General features: G+C 68.7%; 20 protein-coding genes. 17 read left to right on the forward strand and 3 right to left on the reverse strand.

Going from position 1 to position 18,207, the window contains the following annotated elements:
• The first annotated feature begins 102 nt into the window (after positions 1 to 102).
• From ABZS29_RS30365 to ABZS29_RS30380, 4 genes are all read left to right on the forward strand, one after another.
• Positions 103 to 1,215, forward strand: a complete 1,113-nt coding sequence (locus tag ABZS29_RS30365) for a hypothetical protein (protein WP_355467016.1) — start codon at positions 103 to 105, stop codon at positions 1,213 to 1,215.
• Between the two features lie 374 nt (positions 1,216 to 1,589).
• Positions 1,590 to 2,468, forward strand: coding sequence for an ABC transporter ATP-binding protein (locus ABZS29_RS30370; RefSeq protein WP_355467520.1), 879 nt, complete (start codon positions 1,590 to 1,592; stop codon positions 2,466 to 2,468).
• Positions 2,455 to 3,315: an ABC transporter permease gene (locus ABZS29_RS30375; RefSeq protein ID WP_355467018.1), complete on the forward strand. Its 861-nt coding sequence runs from the start codon at positions 2,455 to 2,457 to the stop codon at positions 3,313 to 3,315. Before ABZS29_RS30370 ends, ABZS29_RS30375 begins: the two co-directional genes overlap by 14 nt.
• A gap of 15 nt (positions 3,316 to 3,330) precedes the next feature.
• The gene (locus tag ABZS29_RS30380) at positions 3,331 to 4,167 is read left to right on the forward strand and encodes a putative RNA methyltransferase (RefSeq protein ID WP_355467020.1); all 837 of its coding nucleotides are present in this window, start codon (positions 3,331 to 3,333) and stop codon (positions 4,165 to 4,167) included.
• A 43-nt stretch (positions 4,168 to 4,210) separates the two neighbouring features.
• Here the strand turns inward: ABZS29_RS30380 and ABZS29_RS30385 are convergent, their stop codons facing one another.
• Positions 4,211 to 4,879, reverse strand: coding sequence for an NAD(P)H-dependent oxidoreductase (locus tag ABZS29_RS30385; RefSeq protein ID WP_355467022.1), 669 nt, complete (start codon positions 4,877 to 4,879; stop codon positions 4,211 to 4,213).
• A 125-nt stretch (positions 4,880 to 5,004) separates the two neighbouring features.
• Here ABZS29_RS30385 and ABZS29_RS30390 point away from each other — a divergent pair, with 125 nt between their 5' ends.
• Positions 5,005 to 5,556 carry a MarR family transcriptional regulator gene (locus ABZS29_RS30390; protein ID WP_355467023.1) on the forward strand — a complete coding sequence of 184 codons (552 nt, stop codon included), beginning with the start codon at positions 5,005 to 5,007 and terminating at the stop codon, positions 5,554 to 5,556.
• An 8-nt stretch (positions 5,557 to 5,564) separates the two neighbouring features.
• Here the strand turns inward: ABZS29_RS30390 and ABZS29_RS30395 are convergent, their stop codons facing one another.
• A complete protein-coding gene (locus ABZS29_RS30395) occupies positions 5,565 to 6,221 on the reverse strand; it encodes a response regulator transcription factor (protein ID WP_355467025.1) in 657 nt (218 codons plus the stop codon).
• Positions 6,222 to 6,226: 5 nt separating this feature from the next.
• A complete protein-coding gene (locus ABZS29_RS30400) occupies positions 6,227 to 7,498 on the reverse strand; it encodes a histidine kinase (protein WP_355467027.1) in 1,272 nt (423 codons plus the stop codon).
• Positions 7,499 to 7,889: 391 nt separating this feature from the next.
• Here ABZS29_RS30400 and ABZS29_RS30405 point away from each other — a divergent pair, with 391 nt between their 5' ends.
• Genes ABZS29_RS30405 through ABZS29_RS30460 form a run of 12 tightly spaced genes read left to right on the forward strand, consistent with a single transcriptional unit; the run spans position 7,890 to position 18,158 of the window.
• On the forward strand, positions 7,890 to 8,897 hold the full coding sequence (locus tag ABZS29_RS30405) for an ABC transporter substrate-binding protein (protein WP_355467029.1): 1,008 nt from the start codon (positions 7,890 to 7,892) through the stop codon (positions 8,895 to 8,897).
• A gap of 5 nt (positions 8,898 to 8,902) precedes the next feature.
• A complete protein-coding gene (locus ABZS29_RS30410; protein ID WP_355467031.1) occupies positions 8,903 to 9,706 on the forward strand; it encodes an ABC transporter ATP-binding protein in 804 nt (267 codons plus the stop codon).
• A complete protein-coding gene (locus tag ABZS29_RS30415; protein ID WP_355467033.1) occupies positions 9,703 to 10,482 on the forward strand; it encodes an ABC transporter permease in 780 nt (259 codons plus the stop codon). Before ABZS29_RS30410 ends, ABZS29_RS30415 begins: the two co-directional genes overlap by 4 nt.
• Complete coding sequence (locus tag ABZS29_RS30420; protein WP_355467035.1) at positions 10,479 to 11,567, forward strand: Ldh family oxidoreductase; 1,089 nt, start codon at positions 10,479 to 10,481, stop codon at positions 11,565 to 11,567. The genes ABZS29_RS30415 and ABZS29_RS30420 overlap by 4 nt, the downstream gene beginning before the upstream one ends.
• A complete protein-coding gene (locus ABZS29_RS30425; RefSeq protein ID WP_355467037.1) occupies positions 11,567 to 12,001 on the forward strand; it encodes a RidA family protein in 435 nt (144 codons plus the stop codon). The genes ABZS29_RS30420 and ABZS29_RS30425 overlap by 1 nt, the downstream gene beginning before the upstream one ends.
• Before the next feature lies 1 nt (position 12,002).
• Positions 12,003 to 12,839 (forward strand): fumarylacetoacetate hydrolase family protein, encoded by an 837-nt coding sequence (locus ABZS29_RS30430; protein ID WP_355467038.1) that lies wholly within the window; start codon positions 12,003 to 12,005, stop codon positions 12,837 to 12,839.
• Positions 12,836 to 13,564 (forward strand): GntR family transcriptional regulator, encoded by a 729-nt coding sequence (locus ABZS29_RS30435; RefSeq protein ID WP_355467040.1) that lies wholly within the window; start codon positions 12,836 to 12,838, stop codon positions 13,562 to 13,564. Before ABZS29_RS30430 ends, ABZS29_RS30435 begins: the two co-directional genes overlap by 4 nt.
• Positions 13,561 to 14,286 (forward strand): SDR family NAD(P)-dependent oxidoreductase, encoded by a 726-nt coding sequence (locus ABZS29_RS30440; RefSeq protein WP_355467042.1) that lies wholly within the window; start codon positions 13,561 to 13,563, stop codon positions 14,284 to 14,286. Before ABZS29_RS30435 ends, ABZS29_RS30440 begins: the two co-directional genes overlap by 4 nt.
• Positions 14,270 to 15,859, forward strand: coding sequence for an FAD-dependent monooxygenase (locus ABZS29_RS30445; RefSeq protein ID WP_355467044.1), 1,590 nt, complete (start codon positions 14,270 to 14,272; stop codon positions 15,857 to 15,859). Before ABZS29_RS30440 ends, ABZS29_RS30445 begins: the two co-directional genes overlap by 17 nt.
• Positions 15,859 to 16,251: a cupin domain-containing protein gene (locus ABZS29_RS30450; protein WP_355467046.1), complete on the forward strand. Its 393-nt coding sequence runs from the start codon at positions 15,859 to 15,861 to the stop codon at positions 16,249 to 16,251. Before ABZS29_RS30445 ends, ABZS29_RS30450 begins: the two co-directional genes overlap by 1 nt.
• Positions 16,241 to 17,152, forward strand: a complete 912-nt coding sequence (locus tag ABZS29_RS30455; RefSeq protein ID WP_355467048.1) for an amidohydrolase family protein — start codon at positions 16,241 to 16,243, stop codon at positions 17,150 to 17,152. Before ABZS29_RS30450 ends, ABZS29_RS30455 begins: the two co-directional genes overlap by 11 nt.
• Before the next feature lie 58 nt (positions 17,153 to 17,210).
• Positions 17,211 to 18,158, forward strand: a complete 948-nt coding sequence (locus ABZS29_RS30460) for a zinc-binding alcohol dehydrogenase family protein (RefSeq protein WP_355467050.1) — start codon at positions 17,211 to 17,213, stop codon at positions 18,156 to 18,158.
• The last annotated feature ends 49 nt before the right edge of the window (positions 18,159 to 18,207 follow it).

Here is an 18,207-nt window from a genome sequence, read left to right on the forward strand (position 1 = left end):
CGCCTCATGTACTACTGGGGTCGTACGGCGGGCTCACTCTTTCGGGTGAACTGACCCTGAAGGCCCTTGGCTGGGCTTGTGGACGGTGCGAGTCTTGAAGGCATGGGTGCAGCGCAGCGCAGTCGACGGTGGTTGGTTCCGGTAACAGCAGTGGCCGTGGTGGCCGGAGTGGGGACGCTCGGGCCGGTGGTCGCGGACGCCTCGCCGAAGTTGCCGGGGATCTCCGCGCAGGAGCTGCTGGCCAAGGTGCAGACCGCGAAGGTCGACGGGCTGAGTGGCACGGTGCACTCGTCCGCGGACCTCGGCCTGCCCGCGCTCCCCGGTGTCACCGGCGGTAGCGATTCCGCGAGCGGTCAGGTGACCGAGATGCTGAGCGGTGAGCACACCGCCCGGGTCGCGTTCGCCGCGCCGGACAAGGCGCGGGTCTCGGTGCTCGACAACATGGCCGAGCGGGTCTGGACGACGGACGGCAAGTCCGCCTGGGCCTACGACTCGGGCAAGCGCGAGGCCGTCAAGCTGCAGGTCCCCGAGCACAGCACGAGCGGCAAGCCGGAGAAGGCGCCGCAGAACTACGACCCGCAGGCCGTGGCCAAGCAGTTCCTGGCCGCGATCGACCCGACCACGAAGGTCGACGTCAGCGGCACCGAGAAGGTCGCCGGGCGGGACGCCTACAAGCTGAGGCTGACGCCGAAGACGGACAAGACGACGGTCGGTTCGGTGACGCTGGCGGTCGACTCCAAGACCTGGGTCCCGCTGCAGGTCACCGTGCTGCCGAGGACGGGCAAGGACCCGGCGGTCGAGATCGGCTTCACCCAGGTCTCGTTCGCGGTGCCGGCGGCGAGCACGTTCGCGTTCACGCCGCCGAAGGGTGTCGAGGTCACGCAGCCGAAGCTCCCGACGACGCGGCCCGACCACCCCAAGTCCCTTCCCAGCAAGCCTGAAGCCGGCAAGAAGCCCGGTACGGCGAACGAGCCGACCGTGCTCGGTGAAGGCTGGAGCTCGGTCGTCATGGTCCGCGGCGTCAAGCTGACCGGCGCCGGTGGTCCCGTCGACCAGTTGCTCGCGAGCGCACCGACGGTCCAGGGTTCGTGGGGCAAGGGCAAGCTCGTCTCGAGCAAGATGATCAACGCGCTCATCACGGATGACGGCAGAGTCTTCGCCGGCCTGGTCACCGCGCAAACTCTCCAGGACGCCGCCGCCAAGGCACCCCGCTGACCGTGACAAACACACAGGAGCCGGCGCCCGGGGTAGCTGGGCAGAAGTCGGCGCGGGGGGTAGCTGGGCAGGAGTCGGCGCAGGGGGGATCCAACGGGAACCCGGCGCCGGTGGGAGCTGGTGGGAGCCGGGCGCAGGTGGGAGCTGGCGAGGAGTTGGTGCATGGGGGAGCTGACGGGGAGTTGGCATCCGGGCGGTCTGCCGGGGAGACGGGCCGTGGGGGTTCAAGTCGCCCCTCGGACGCAGGCACTCCCGCGACTCGGGCCAGCGGCGCTCCGCTCGCGACTTCGACCGGCGGCTCTCCGCTCGTTACCCCGACGGGCGGCTCGCCGCTTGTCACTCGTGGGCTCACCAAGCGGTTTCGGGGCGGTCAGATCGCGGTCGACTCGGTTGATCTTGAGGTACCAGCCGGCAGCGTCTTCGGGTTTCTCGGGCCGAACGGGTCCGGCAAGACCACCACGATCCGGATGGTGCTCGGTCTGATCGCGCCGACCTCGGGTGAGGTTCAGCTGCTCGGGCAGCCGATGCCGAAGGCACAGTTGCGGGTGCTGCCGCAGGTTGGTGCGCTCGTGGAAGGCCCAGCGTTCTATCCGTTCTGGAGCGGTCAGGCGAACCTGCTCCGCTTCGATGCGGCCGACCGCACCGCTGACCCGCGCACTCGCAAGGCTCGCGCCGGTGAGGCGCTCGAGCGGGTCGGCCTGTCGAACGCGGCCGGCAAGAAGGTCCGCGCGTACTCGCTCGGTATGAAGCAGCGGCTCGCGATCGCGGTAGCGCTGATGCAGCGCCGCGAGCTGCTTGTCCTCGACGAACCGACCAACGGTCTCGACCCGCAGGGCACCCGCGAGGTGCGCAACCTGATCCGCGAGCTGGCCGACGACGGCACCACGATCTTTACCTCGACCCATCTCCTGGCCGAGGTCGAGCAGGTCTGCACGCATGCCGCGGTGATGAGCCGCGGCCGCCTGATCCGGCAGTCCAGCATGGCCGAGCTGCGGTCCGAGCTGCGTCCGCGCCTGGTCGTCCGTACGCCGGATGTCGGCGCCGCCGCCGAGACCCTGAAGAGTCTCGGCGTCACCGACCTGCGCACCACCGAGGAGACCGTCGAGGGTGACGCGGGGGACCTCCCGATCGAGAAGTTCGCCGTCGGCCTGGTCGCCGCGGATGTCCGGATCCACGGCTTCGGCCTGGAGCGTCCCAGCCTCGAAGAAGCCTTCGTCGCACTCACCGGGGAGGGGTTCGATGTCGCCGAGTAATGCGGTCGCCGAGGTTGCCGTCGCACGGCCGAGCGCCGGCCGGCACACCGTGGCCTTGTTCCAGTCGGAGCTGAAGCTCGTCTTCGGCCGGGCCCGGACCTGGGTCCTGCTCGCGGTGCTCGCCGCCGTTCCGCTGATGATCGGGATCGCGATCAAGCTGTCCGGCACCGAAGGCGGTGCCGAGGGCTTCCTGGGGCAGGTCGCGGGCAACGGCCTGTTCCTGATCGTGGCCAGTCTCGGCCTTTCCCTGCCGTTCTTCCTGCCGACCGCGGTCACCGTGATCTCGGGGGAGTCCCTGGCCGGCGAGTCCAGCCTCGGCACCCTGCGGAATCTGCTCACCGCACCGGCCGGCCGGTCCCGGCTGCTGGCCGCGAAGATGGTCGCGCTCGCGATCTTCTGCCTGGCCGCGACCCTCACGATCTGGCTCGCCGGCCTGATCGTCGGGTTCGTGCTGTTCCCGGTCGGCGATGTCCTGCTGCTCTCCGGCTCGACCATTTCGCTGGGCGAGGGCCTGCTCCGCGCGCTCGCGATCGCCGTACTGATCGCGCTCTCGCTGCTCGGCCTGGCCGGCATCGGCCTGTTCGTGTCGTCGCTGACCTCGACCCCGCTGGCGGCGATGGCGGCCACCTTCGGCACGTTCATCGTGCTCGGCATCCTGTCGGCGATCCCGCAGATCGACGTGATCCACCCGTGGCTGCTGATGTACGGCTGGACGTCGTTCGCCGACCTGCTCCGCGACCCGCCGTACTGGGATGCGATCGTCCGCAACCTGCTGCTGCAGGCCGGCTACCTGGCGGTCTTCTACGCCGCGGCCTGGGCCCGGATCACCAGCCGCGACATCGTCTGAGGAGACAATGGCCCGGTGGATCCCGAGCTGGTCGCCGTCCTGCGCTGTCCCGTCTGTGCCGACGCCTTGGCGCCGGACGGGCGGTCGGCGCGCTGCGCCCAGGGCCACGCGTACGACGTCGCCAAGCAGGGCTACCTCAATCTGTTGCCCTCGGCATCGACCGGGATCGAGGGCGACACCGCCGGGATGATCGGCGCCCGGACGGTGTTCCTCGGCGGCGGCCACTACGCCCCGATCCGGGACGCGCTGATCCTGCGCGCGGCCGAGTACCTCCGCCCGGACAGCGCCGAACTGGTCGTCGAGGTCGGCGCCGGCACCGGCTACTACCTGGCCGGTGTCACCGGCCGATCGCGCCCCGGTCTCGCCCTCGACGTCTCCCGGTACGCCGCTCGCCGAGCCGCCAAGGTCGACCCGAGAATCGGCTCGGTCGTGTGTGACGCCTGGCGGGAGCTACCCGTGGTGGACGCCGCGGCGCAGGTGGTGCTGAACGTGTTCGCCCCCCGCAACGCAACCGAGATGGCGCGCATCCTCCGTCCGGACGGCGCGCTGCTGGTGGTGACTCCGAATCCGGAGCACCTCGCCGAGCTGGTCGGCGTACTGGGGATGGTGTCGGTCGACGGGGACAAGGAGCGGCGCCTGCAGGACGCGCTCGGTGGAACCTTCGTCGAGACCGGACGGGAGCTGATCGAGGAGCCGATGCGGCTCGACCGGTCCGCGGTGGAGCAGTTGGTGCTGATGACGCCGAGTGCGCGGCACATCCCGCCGCACGAGCTGGCAAACCGGATCTCGTTGCTTCCCGAGCCGGCGCTCGTCACGCTCTCGGTCACGCTGACCACCTGGCGACAGAACTGATTCGACGCCGGCTAGCACGGCATCGGATCAGCAGCGCCGGGGGTCAGGCAGCCTTGGCGACGAGCTCCTTCGCCACCACGACGCCGTGCTCCTCGGCCTGGGCGTGCGCCTCGGTCTCGGACACCTTGGACAGGCCGATCAGCTCCTCCATCCCCGGCGTGACCGAGGCCAGTGTGAGTTCGGCGGCGGCGGTCCGGATCTTCATCCCGAGCACGTCACCGAAGATCCGCTCCAGGTACGCCGTCGAGTGGTCCCAGCCGTGCTTCGGCGTACCGGGCTGGTAGCCGCCGCCGCGGGCGAACGTGAAGATGACGGGCCGGCCGACCAGCGGGTTCACACCGCGCAGGTAAGGCTCGTCGGTGAGCAGCAAGTCGATCCAGACCTTCAGGTGCTGCGGGATCCCGTAGTTGTACAGCGGTACGGCGAGCAGGATCGCGTCGGCGTTCTTGACCTCGGAGCTGATCTCGTCGACCAGCGCGAGAGCCTCGGTCAGCTGGTCCCGCTCGGTGTCGGTGGCCGGCTGCTCGCCGACCGCGACCCGGGCGATGGCCGGCCAGGCGGTGGCCGGCAGCGGGTTCCGGCCGAGGTCGCGGCGGACCACGACGCCGTCCGGGTGCTCGGCCCGCCAGGCCGCCTCGGCACTGTCGGCGAGCGCCCGGCTGACCGATCCGTTCAGGCGCACGCTGGCGTCGACGCGTAGCAAGGTCGTCATAGTCGTTCTTCTCCCTGGAGATGAGTTCCTGAGCTCAGTCGAGCTGCTATGAAGATAATCTGTTGAACAGAACATATTCAAGTCAGAACGTATTCCGGGTGGCGTAGACCACGTAGACTGGGCTTGTGACCAGCACTTCGGCGGATGTGAGTGGCCAGACGGCGCGTGGCGTGTCGCCACGGGTGGCCAGTGGCGCGCCCGTCGAGGCTGACCTGGGCTGGGCGCTGGGCGTCGTGTTCCGCCGGTATGCGAAAGCGTCCGGTGCCGCGCTCGACGGCGTACCAGGTGGGCCGCGGGGCTATCAGGTGCTCGCGACGGTGACGTCCGAAGGCCCGAAGCGGCAGCTCGATCTGGCCGCGCAGCTCGGCGTCGACCGGACCGTGATGACGTATCTGCTCGACGACCTGGAGAAGGCCGGCCTGGTGCAGCGGCAGCCGGACCCGGCCGATCGGCGAGCCCGGCTGATCGTGCCGACTGAGCAGGCCCGCGAGACACTCTGCGACCTCGAGCGCCGGCTGACGGCCACCGAGGACGAGGTGCTCGGCAGTCTGGACGAGGACGAGCGGGCGAGCTTCCGTCGACTCCTGCAGCGCGTCGCGCTCAAGGCGGACGCGATCGACCCGCTGCACAACGCCTGCACACTGGCCGACGAAACCGTCGACCCGGCCACGACTTAGGGCGTGTCCTAGTGGTTCAGCGGCACGAAGCCTGATTCGTAGGCTTTGATGACCGCCTGGGTGCGGTCACGCGCGTGCAGTTTGGCCAGCACGTTCGCCACGTGGGTCTTGACCGTCTGCAGCCCGAGGATCAGCTCGCTCGCGATCTCCGCGTTCGACAGCCCGCGGGCCATCAGCCGGAGGACCTCCCGCTCGCGGTCGGTCAGCTGATACTCGTCGAGTCCGGTCGGCTGCGGCTGTGCTCCGGCATGGGCCAGCGCGAGCGCCCGGATCGCCTCCGGGAAGAGCAGGGACTCGCTGCTCGCGACCGTGCGGATCGCCGCGATGATGTCGTCCGGCGGGGTTCGCTTCAGGAGGAACCCGGATGCGCCGGCGCGGAGGGCCTCGTACACGTAGTCGTCGTTCTCGAAGGTCGTCACGACCAGGACGCGCGGCGCCGGGTCGAGGCTGTCGAGCAGTAGCCGGGTGGCCTGGATGCCGTCGACTGCGGGCATCCGGACATCCATCAGGACGACGTCGGGATTGGTCCGGCGGACCACCGGCAGCACCTCGGCGCCGTCGCCCGCCTCGCCGACCACGCTCAGGTCCGGCTCGGCGTTGATGATCGCGCGCAGCCCACTGCGGATCAGCGGCTCGTCGTCGACCACCACCACGGACAGCGTCATGCCTGTCATCCCTTCGTCGTCACTGCGATCGGCAGCGTCACGGTGAGCCGCCAGTCCTGCTCGTCCCGGCCGGCCGCCACCGCGCCACGCAGTACGGCGACTCTTTCACGGATACCGGCCAAGCCCCGGCCGCCACCGGCCTTGCCCAGGTCACCGCTGTCTCCGCGGACCGGATTGGTCACCGTCAACCGGAGCCCGGCGGTGTCGAGCCGGATCTCGATCGCCACAGTCAGTTGGTCGTCCGGGTGCCCGGCATGCCGGATGGCGTTGGTCAGGCCTTCCTGGAGAATCCGGTACGCCTCGCGTGAGACCGCGGACGGCAGCCGGTCGAGCTCACCGGAGCGCTCGATCGTGACGGTGATGCCACCCGCCCGAGTGGCCTCGACCAGCCGCTCGAGATCGTCGAGGGTCGCCTGCGGTGCCGTCGCGGACCCCGGCCGCCGATCGTCGCGCAGCAGCCCGAGCACGTGGTCGAGATCAGCAAGCGCCGACCGCGCGGAGGTCTCGATGGCGCCCAGTGCGGTCTCCGCGAACTCCGGATCACTGGCCAGCACTCGACGCGCAGCGGCTGCCTGGATGGTCACCAGGCTGAGGGCGTGGCCGACACTGTCGTGCAGTTCGCGGGCGAGACGGTTGCGTTCGGCAAGCATCGCCGTACGGCGCTCGAGCAGTTCGATGCGCTCGGCCGCGGTCGGACCGAGGATGCGCGGTGCCAGGTGGGCGAGCAGCGCGCCGACGGCTGACGAGATCAGGAAGAGCACAGCGAGTGCGACCAGGACCGCGAGCGGCATCCACAGGTCGGTCCAGCCGCCGCTGACGTCGTACGAGACTTTCGGCACGAGTTCGTGCGGACCGTCCGAGCGGAAGGGGGCCGCGAGCAACACCGGGCCGGCGCCGAAGACGATCGTGCTGAGCACACCGACGAGACCGCCGGCGATCAGATGCAGGGTCAACCAGGCGGCGGTACGGCGGCGTTGGGCCCACGTCCGCGCCGGACCGAGCGGTCGCTCCTCGAACCGGACGCCGAGCAGCGACGAGACCGCGATGCCCTCCACCTCGCGCACCGCGGGCAGCAGACCGATCGCGAGCGTCGGCGCGATGCCGAGCAGCACGAAGATGACGACGCTCGCCGGACCCGGCAGCCGCAGTTCCTGGGTGAGCGCGCCGACCGCGCTGCCGACCAGCAGGACGGCGAGAACCAGAGCCGCGCCGATCAGAAGATAGATCCAGCGCAGGTACGTCGACGCCCGGCCGAGCGACCTGATTGCGTTGACCACTCCCACATGGTGTCAAACCCCGGCGGACCGGGCATCCCTCGCCGGAGGGAGCCCCGTCAAGTAGCTGACACCGACACAAAGAGTGCTCGGAATCACAAGAGGTTGAGGGTTTACGTAAATTTGATGCCGAAGTCCCCGATCGGCACTCCGCGGGCGTCGCGATCTGCTGTCCGGACGGGTACGGTCTGTGGTCGGGGCGGGTGACCGGGTCGGGAAGGGCCGGGTCAGGGGAACGGCTCCAGGACGGGTGGCACAGGCGGAACCTTGCGGGAAAGCACAGTGATGTCGCCGGTCGGCGCCGGCAGGTAAAGTCACGGTGAAGTCCCCGAGGGCCGATTGACCACCCCTCCATATTTGATGTTTGATCAAATATCGGATGAGAGAGGTCGATATGACGTTGAGGCGTTCCGTCGTCGCGCTGACGGCGGTCCTGGGGCTCGCCCTGGTCAGCGCGTGCAACAACGGGAACGACAAGGGCGGCGAGGGTGGTGACAGTGGTAGCGGCCTGCAGAAGGTCAGCTACCTGACCTCGTTCGGCCAGTTCGGCCGCGAGGCCTATGCGTACGTCGCGCTCGAGAAGGGCTACTTCAAGGACGCCGGTTTCGACGTCAAGATCACTCCCGGCAGCGGCACGGTCGATGTCATGAAGCAGGTGGCCGGCGGTCAGGCCGACTACGGCATCGGTGACTTCACCGCGTTCACGATCACGTTGGGCAAGCAGAAGCTGCCGGTGACCACGGTCGGCATGATCCACCAGTCGTCGCTGGCGGCGATCGTGTCCCTGCAGGGACTCGGGATCGAGAAGGCCAAGGACCTGGAAGGCAAGAACATCGGTGATCAGCCGGGTTCGACCAACCAGGTGACGTTCCCGGTCTACGCCGAGCGCGCCCACATCGACGACAAGAAGGTCAACTTCGTCCCGTCGCCGCCGCCGGCGCTGCCGCAGTTGCTGTCCAGCGGCAAGGTGCAGGGCATCGGCCAGTTCGTGGTCGGCGTACCGCTGGTCGAGAAGGCCGACAACCAGCACCGTAAGGCCGTCGTCCTTCCGTACCGCGATCTGCTGCCGGAGCTCTACGGCAACGCGATCCTGACCCGGACCGACCTGGCCAAGGATCACCCGGACCAGGTGAAGAAGTTCACCGGTGCGCTGCTCAAGGGTCTGCAGGACGCCATCGACGACCCGGCCGCGGCGGCCGAGACGCTGAAGAAGTACGTGCCGACGACCGACGTCGAGGTGGCCAAGCAGGAGCTCGTGCTGATGGCGCCGTACAGCAAGACGGCCGCCGGCGAACCGCTGGGTGCGGTCGATCCCGAGCGGGTCCAGAAGATCATCGACATCCTGAAGGTGGGCATGAAGCCCGCCGACATCGTCAGCGTCGACCTGGCGCCCAAGGGGTAGTCACGATGATCCGGCTGGACGGTGTGGGTCAGGTCTTCGACGGACGCGAGGGCTCCATCACGGCCCTCGAGAAGATCGACCTGCACGTCCGCGCCGGCGAGTTCGTCACGCTGATCGGCCGGTCCGGGTGTGGCAAGTCCACCATGCTCCGGCTGATCGCGGGGCTGTTGTCACCGACTTCCGGCACGGTCGAGGTGGCGGGTCAGCCCGTCACCGGACCGCGCCAGGACGTCTCGTTCATGTTCCAGCGCCCGGCCTTGCTGCCGTGGCGGTCGGTGCTGTCCAACGTGCTGCTGCCGGTCGAGCTGGATCGGTCGGCCCGCGACAAGGCGGCGTACCAGGATCGGGCGCACGAGTTGCTCGAACTGGTCGGCCTGCAAGGCTTCGAACGGCGGTTGCCGCACGAGCTGTCCGGCGGCATGCAGCAACGGGTGTCGCTGTGCCGGTCGCTGATCCGCGACCCGCAGGTGATGCTGATGGACGAGCCGTTCTCCGCGCTCGACGCGCTCACCCGGACCGAGCTGTCCGAGGAGTTGCAGCGGATCAAGATGGAGCTCTCCACCACGATCGTGTTCGTCACGCACTCGATCGAGGAAGCGATCGTGCTGGCCGACCGCGCCGTCGTCCTGTCCCCGCGTCCCGGGCGGTTGCGGGAGGTCGTCGACATCGAGATCCCGCGGCCGCGCAGCCTTGGTCAGCACGGCCATCTGGAGGAGGTCGCCCGGATCAGTGCGCGGTTGCACGCGCTGCTCGCGGACCGCACGCCACCGGTCGCCGAGCGGCTGGTCGACGAGGTGTGGCCGCGATGACCAGTCGCTCCTGGTGGACCGATTCCCGAGGCTCGGCGATCCTGCTTCCGGCCGGTGGCCTGATCGCGGCGATCGGCCTGTGGTGGCTGGCCACGGTGGTGTTCTCGATCCCGGCGTACCTGGTGCCGAGCCCGGCCGATGTCGCGGCCCGGTTCGCCGAGGACCCGGCGATGCTGCTGGAGAACACCTGGGTCTCGCTGCTGGAGACGATGGAAGGCTTCCTGCTCGCGATCGTGATCGGCGTCCCGATCGCGTTGCTGATCGTGCGGTCGGCGATTCTCGAGCGGCTGGTCTATCCGTTGCTGCTGATGGTGAACGCGATCCCGAAGATCGCGGTCGCGCCGCTGCTGGTGGTGTGGATGGGCTTCGGCCAGGGACCGAAGGTCCTGATGGTGCTGCTGATGTGCTTCTTCCCGATCGTGATCTCGACCGCGCAGGGGATGAAGTCGACCCCGGCCGAGCTGGTCGAGCTGCTCCGGTCGCTGAACGCGAGCCGCACCCAGGAGTTCTTCAAGCTCCGGCTCTGGCACGCGATGCCGCAGATCTTCACCGGCCTCAAGGTGGCGATCTCGCTGGCCGTGATCGGTTCGGTGATCGGCGAGTTCGTCGGCGCCACGCAGGGCCTGGGATACCTGATCCAGCAGTCCGGCGCGAGCGCGGACACCGCCTTGGCGTTCGCCGCGATCACGCTGCTCAGCATCATGAGCATCGTCTTGTTCTACGGCCTGGTGCTGCTGGAGCACCTGCTGCTGCCCTGGGCCCAGGAGAGCCGGTGACCACTCAGGCATCCGACGCCGATCGCCGCGTCCTGGTTCGGCCTTCGTGGCTGGAGGCAACGGTCTCGGCCATCTTCAGCGCGGCCGGTTTCGAGCCGGGCGACGCCGCGTCGATCGCGGTCGCGCTGGTCGAGGCAGATCTGCGGGGCGTCAGCTCGCACGGCATCATGCTCGTTCCGATGTACGTCGACCGCCTGAACGCCGGCGGGGTCACCCGCGAGCGCGAGCTGGACGTGATCTCCGACGCGGGTGCCGCGCTGATCGCCGATGCCCGCGGCGGAATGGGCCAGCTGTCCAGCCCGCAGGCGATGGGGCAGGCGATCGAGCGGGCCGGGCGCTACGGCATCGGCCTGGTCTCGGTCCGCAACGCGCATCACTTCGGTGCGGCCAGCCGGTGGGCGATGCAGGCCGCACAAGCCGGCTGCATCGGCATCGCGATGTCGAACACCACCCCGCTGATGCCCGCGCCCGGCGGCGCTGAACGGCTGGTCGGCAACAATCCGCTGGCGATCGCCGTACCGACTTCCGCCGGTGCGGAGATCGTGCTCGACATGGCGCTGTCAGCCGTTGCCCTGGGCAAGATCCGGCTCGCGGCCTCGGCCGGGGAACAGATCCCGGACACCTGGGCCACCGATCCGGACGGCCGCCCGACCACCGACCCGGAAGAGGCTGTGCTCGGCATGCTGCTGCCGGCCGCCGGGCACAAGGGGTTCGGGCTGGCGCTGATGATCGACGTACTGACCGGGGTGCTGAGCGGCGGCGGCTGGGGCGACCAGGTGCGCCCGCTGTACCGCGAGCCGGGCCGGCCGAACGACTGCGCGCACCTGTTCCTGGCCATCGATCCGGAGCTGCTCGGCGGGATCGACGACTTCCGCCGCCGCTCGTCCGGGCTGGCGGCCCGGGTCCGCGGCAGTGCGACCGCTCCGGGAGTGGAGCGGCTCTACCTGCCGGGGGAGATCGAGGCGGAACGCGCCGCTCACCAACGACGTAACGGCGTACTGATCGAGAGGTCGGGACTGGACGGACTACTGGCGGCCGCGCGTGCGGTCGGCGCCGTCGTCCCGGCCGGAGGAGTGCTGAACTGATGGTGAAGGCCCAGGTCACGACGACCGAACTGCACAGCCCGAACGGCGTGTTCTCCCAGGCGACCACGGTCGCGGCGACCGGGCGGCTGGTGTTCGTCTCCGGGATGACCGCGCGCCGTCCGGACGGCAGCATCGCCGGCGTCGGCGACATCTCCGAGCAGACCCGGCAGGTCTGCGAGAACGTCTCCAGCGCGGTCCGGGCGGCCGGCGGAACCCTCGCGGACGTCTGCCGGGTGGACGTGTACGTGCGCAACATGGAGGACTTCGCGAAGATCCACGAGGTCCGGGCGCAGTACTTCAGCGAGCCGCTGCCGGCCTCGACGATGGTCGAGGTCAGCAAGCTGGCCGATCCCGACTATCTGATCGAGATCAGCGCGATCGCGGTGATCGCACCGACCGGAGGTGATTCCATGCGTGGCGTCGAGTGGACCTGAGATGCGGTACGTGATGGTCTCGGACGCCGGAGCCGAGAAGCCCGGCGTCCTCGACGGGGACTCGGTTCTGTTGCTAGCAGCAACTGACTTGACCGAGGTGGTGCTTGCTGGCGCGGAGCTGTCGGGCGAGAAGATCCCTTACCGGGAAGAGCTTCTGCGCCCGCCGCTGCGGCGTTTCCGGCGCGACATCCTCTGCACGGGGTGGAACTACTGGGACCACTTCGAGGAGAGCAAGGGCAAGCGTGAGGGTCAGGACGTCGAGCGGCCGCTGCATCCGACGTTCTTCACCAAGGGGCCGGACGTGGTGATCGGCCCGTACGACGACATCGCGTGGGACCCGTCGATCTCGGCGAAATGGGACTACGAGGCCGAGGTCGCGCTCGTGATCGGCAAGACCGGCCGGAACATCGCGGTGGCCGACGCGCTGTCGCATGTCTGGGGCTACACGCTGGCCAACGACGTCTCGCAACGCGATCTGCAGCGTGCGCACGGTGGTCAGTGGCTGAAGGGCAAGAGCATCGACAACACCATGCCGCTCGGGCCGTGGATCGTCACGGCCGACGAGTTCGGCGATCCGCAGGACGTGCACCTGCAGTGTCTGGTGAACGACGAGGTGCGGCAGGACGCGTCGACGCGGCAGATGGCCTTCGACGTCGCCACGCTGATCAGTGAGCTCTCGTTCGGTATGACACTGCGGCCGGGCGATCTGCTGCTGACCGGCACACCCGCCGGCATCGGCAACGCCCGTGAACCACAGGTGTTCCTGCAGGACGGCGATGTGGTGATCACCCGCTCCGACAAGCTCGGTGAACTGCGGAATCGGGTGGTGCGGGTATGACAGGCCCCTTGGACCTGATGACCGGTGGCGGTCGCGGCGGGCGCCGGACATTGGCCGAGCATGCGGCCGCGGAGCTGCACCAGCTGATCCTCTCCGGCGAGCTGCCCAGCGGTACGCCGTTGCGGCTCGTGGAGCTGGCCAACCGGCTCGAGATGAGCCAGATGCCAGTGCGGGAAGGGCTTCGGCGTCTTGAGGCGCTCGGACTGGTCGAGATCATCCCGCACCGCGGTGCCTGGGTGCGTGACCTGTCGCTGGAGGATCTGCGCGACACTCACGAGACCCGGCTGGCACTGGAGTCGCTTGCGGTCCGCGCGGCGGCCGAGCGGTTCACCGAAGCCGATGCAGAGAAGGCCGCGGCTGCACTGGCCGACCACCTGCGGTTGTCGCAGGCACAGGATCTGGCCGGTGCGCGGGACGCGCATGCGGAGTTCCACTTCGCGTTGTATCGGGCCAGTGGTTCGCAGTGGTTGCCGAGGGCCATCGAACCGGTGTGGCAGAACAGCGAGCGCTATCGGTTCGGCAGCCGGCTCACCGCGGCGATGATCGAGCAGAACCGGCGGGAGCACCAGGCGATCCTGGATGCCTGTGTCGCCCGAGATGTTGACCGTGCTGAGACTGCATTGCACGATCACCTGGCTGGTGCGTTCCAGCGAATCACCGAGACTATGACGAGGCGGGCCGAGGGAAGCCAGCACAGTCCTTCGAGACAGAAGGAGCAGTCGTGAAGGTGACCTTTGACGCGACAGGGGTGGTCGTCGTGATCACCGGTGGCGCTCAGGGCATCGGTGCGGCGCTGGCGACGGCGATCACGTCGTACGGCGGGACTGCTGTGGTGTTCGACGTGGTGCGGCCGGCCGGGGTCGTGTGCGAGTACGTCGAGGTGGATGTGGCGGACCGGGCGGCGGTTGACCGTGCGGTGGCCGGAGTGGTCTCGCAGTACGGGCGCATCGACGGGCTGGTCGCCGGTGCGGCAGTGCAGCCGCGGTCTGCCGTTCTGGAGCTCGACCCGTCCGAGTGGACTCGCACGTTGCAGGTGAACCTGGACGGCGTGGTGTGGGCGTGTCAGGCCGTCGTACCGCACATGGTCGCGCAGCGGTCGGGTTCGGTGGTCGTGTTCACCTCCGGGATGGCGGCGACGGGCTACCCGGGCGCAGCGGCGTACGCGACGAGCAAGGCCGGACTGGTCGCCTTCGCGAAGTCCCTCGCGGCGGAGGTGGCGCCGGACCGGGTGCGGGTGAACGTGGTGGCGCCGGGGGTGATCGACACCGAGCAGTTCCGCAGTGCGAACCAGGGCGCGGACCGGGAGCACTGGCGGGAGACGATAGGAATCGGCGACCCCGAGGACGTGGTCGGCCCGTTGCTGTTCCTGCTGTCCGATGCGGCCACGATGACCGGGTCCACGCTGACCCGCGAGCGTGCATTTTCGAGGGGTGACTCTCTTGACTGACCAGCTCCCTGTTGTCGTCGTAGGTGCCGGACCGATCGGTCTGACCACGGCGCTCGGTCTCGCGCACTACGGCGTACCGTTCGTGCTCCTCGAGGAGGACGCCACGCTGTCGTCGGACACCAAGGCCGGTACGACGCTCAGCCGCACCCTGGAGATCTGGAACCGGTACGGCGCGGTGGAGGAGATCCTGAACGCCGCCGTCCGGATCGACGAGATCGGTGACATCGACCGGGCCACCAACACGCCGCGGGCGTCGGTGCGGCTGGCCGAGCTGGTGAACGACACCCAGTTCCCGTTCGTGATCAACCTGCCGCAGCAGCGGATGGAACCGATCCTGGCGGCGGCACTGGAGCGTGCCGGGCACACCGTGCGGTTGAAGCATCGGCTGACGTCGTTCGAGGTGCTGGACGATCGTGTGGTGCTGCAGGTGGAGACACCGGACGGCCCGCAGACGCTGGAGGCCGCTCAGCTGCTCGCCTGCGACGGCGGCCGAAGCAAGATTCGCGATGCGCTTGGTGTGCCAGTCGTGGGCGAGACGCTGCCCGAGCGCTACATGCTGATCGATGTCGCGGTCGACCTGGACGTCGATAACGCCCGTGACTACCCGTACCTCGCGTACTTCGCGGACCGGACCGAGTGGATGGTCCTGATCCGGCAGCCGGACAACTGGCGGTTCCTGTTCCCGCTGGCGCCGGGGGCGGAGACACCGGGTGATGTGGACCTGCTGGTGAAGGTGAAGCAGTTCATCGGTGAGGTGGACCGGATCGAGCTGCTCGGCACGGTCATCTACAACGTGCACCACCGGGTCGCTGAGACGTGGACTGTCGACCGCAAGGTGTTCCTGATGGGCGATGCCGCGCATCTGATCACCCCGATGTGGGCGCTGGGTCTGAACACCGGTGCGCTCGATGCGTCCAACCTGCCGTGGCGGTTGGCGTGGGTGTTGCGTGGCTGGGCCGATCCGGCGTTGCTGGACGGGTACGAGCAGGAGCAACGACCGGTCGCGGTCAACGGCTCCGGCGAGATGGCCGAGGCTGCTCGCAAGTACATGTCGCACCAACTGGGTGCGGTGACCGCTGACACGAGTGACTGGGCGACGGCGTACACGAGGACTTTGCTGGGTGTGCGGCTGGACGTGGACGGCGTTGGGGACTGGTCGATGGTGGCTACGACCGCCGAGCCGCCCGCCGTACGGGCTGGGGACCGGGCGCCTGACCTGGCCCTGCAGGGGCCGACGGGTCGGGTGACCGTTCACGACTTGGTGCGGGAGTCGTTCGTCGCGCTGTACTTCACCGACGTGCGGCGGCGGCCGGACATCCCGGTCAACGACTCACCTGCGCTGCGCCACTACGCGGTGTCTCGCTGGGACGCGCCGCACGACTCCGGGCTCCGCGACCGGTCGCTCTTCGATCCGGGCAGCGTTGCCACGAACCGGTACGGCGTACCGCCGGAGAGCGTCGTACTGCTGCGACCGGATGGGCATGTGGCTGCAGTGGCGCCGCTCTCGGCCGGAGTGGCGGAGGAGCTGTACACGCGCGTCACTGGCCGCCCGGTACCGCGGGAGGCGAGCTGATGGGGTCGTTCGACGAGCCGCTGCGTGAGCTGTTGCTGCAGACCGACGACCTGGAGTGGGTCGAGAAGTCCTTGGGCGGGCTGTCGCACAAGATGCTCTGGCGTGATCCGGAGACCGAGGCGTCGATCGCGCTGGTGCGTTTCGAGAAGGGGTCGGGGATCCCGTCCGAGCACCGGCATGCGTCGAACCAGTTCATGTTCTGTCTGAGCGGGCGGTACGTGTACGTGCCGACCGGTGTCACGTTGGTCAAGGGCAGCTTCTACTGGAACCCCAAGGGCCACGTGCACGGACCGACGCTGGCCGAGGAGACCTCGGTGCTGCTGGAGGTGTACGACGGTCCGCACTACCCGGAGCGGCCGTCGTTCTACGACAACGACGAGGATGCGCGCTGACATGCCCGGCTGGGACGTCCACACGCATCTGATTCCGCCGACCGTGCTGACTGCGGCGTACCGGGGTGAGCACGGGCTGTCCGTCGACAGCGGCTCGCTGCTGGTCGACGGACAGCGGCTGCCGCTCAAGCGGCTGGCGGACCCGGCCGCACTGCTGCAGTGGGTTGCTGACCAGGACCTGGACGGCGCAGTGGTCTCAGTGCCGCCAGCACTGTTCAGGTACGACGCCGGCGTCGAGTGGGCCGAGCTGGTGAACCAGGGGCTGCGTGAGCTCGCCACTCCGCAGCTGCGGGTGCTCGGTCACCTGCCACTGCTCGATCCGGCCGCACCTGCTGTGGCTGCAGGACTTGCTCAAGAGGGCGTGTTCAGTGGCTTCGCCCTCGGTACGCCGGACTACACCGGGCTGGATCTGGTGTGGCAGGTACTGCATGAGCTGGAAGCCTTCACCCTGATTCATCCGGGACACAGTGACGACAAGCGGCTCCGGTCGTTCTACTTGTCGAACCTGTTGGGAAATCCGTTCGAGACCGGGCTGGCCGCGGCCGCACTGGTCTTCGCGGATGTGCCGGGCCGGTTCCCGGGGATCCGGTTCTGTTTGTGTCATGGGGGAGGGGTGACTGCGGCTGTGGCCGGACGATGGCAGCGCGGTGTGCAGACGGCTCGGCCGGGCATCGAGGAGCTCTCGATGCCGGTCACCGAGGCAGTGCGGAGTTTCTACGTCGACGACCTCGTGCACGACGAGGCGATGCTGCAGCTGCTCACCAAGACCTTCGGCGCGGCGCACGTGCTGGCCGGGAGCGACTGGCCGTTCCCGATGGGCAGCGATGCGGTGGCGACGGAGCGTGCGGCGGCTGCCGGCGAGCTGACCGCCCCGCTGGCCAAGGAGGTTTCCGTCCGGTGAGGTGGCTGTTTCGGCCGGACGGTGGCGTGATCACATATCAAACACGGGGAGTGGACGGATGAGGTCGCAGGAAGGGACCGTGCTGCGCAGTCACGGTCCAGGACCGGAGCTCGCGGTCGAGGAGATCGAGCAGACCGCCGGACCGGGGGAGACGCTGGTCGAGATGCGACTGGCCGCGGTGACGTCTCAGGACCGTACCGTGCTGAGCGGCAAGCAGCCGGCACCGTCGTTCACACCGGGCTCCGAGGGGTTCGGTGTGGTGGTGAGCTCGGCAGTCGCCGCCACCGGCGCCGGAGTGGTGCTGCGTGGCGAAGGGGTCGGCGTGACGCGACCTGGACTGTGGGGCCGGTACGCCGTCGTACCTGACGCGGCTGTCCATCCGGTACCTGAGTCGATGGAGCCGGCGACGGCGCTGGCCTTGCTCACCCCGGCTTTGACGGCACACACCGCCGTACGGCGTGTTGGGCAGGTGCTCGCTGGTGAGACGGTCGTCGTCACCGGTATCACCGGACTGGTCGCGCGACTCTGCGCAGCCGTCGCCCGGTCAGCCGGTGCGGCGCGAGTGATCGGTCTGGCCGGAGTCGTCGAGCCCGTGGAGCTGGTGGGTGATCTGGTCGACCAGATCGTGCGGGTGGACGAGCTCGGTCAAGTTGGTCGCGACCTGCCGTGGTGCGACCTGGCCGTCGACACTCTGGGCGGTCCGGTGACCAGTGGCGTGCTCGGGCACATCACACCGGGCGGACGGATCGCCCTGCTGGGTTACAAGACTGGCGAGTTCACAACACTCGATCTGCATCAGCTGATCGGCCGTGACCTGCGAGTGCTGCCGGTCAACGTGCAACGGACGACACTCGAACCCGGTGCGATCGGTCAGGCTTTGGCGGACATCGCACCGGCGCGACTGCGGCCGGAGGTCGAGTTGTTGCCGGCAGCCCGGGTCAGTGAAGTTCTGGACCGATCCGCTTCCGGTGCACGGTTTTTGCTGGATCTCACCGCCCTCGGCTGAACTTTGGCCCCACCTGCCGTACGGTTACCTCCCAGAGCTGTTCTGTGTG

Source organism: Kribbella sp. NPDC005582 (assembly GCF_040605415.1).
In the GTDB taxonomy this organism is placed as follows: Bacteria; Actinomycetota; Actinomycetes; order Propionibacteriales; family Kribbellaceae; genus Kribbella.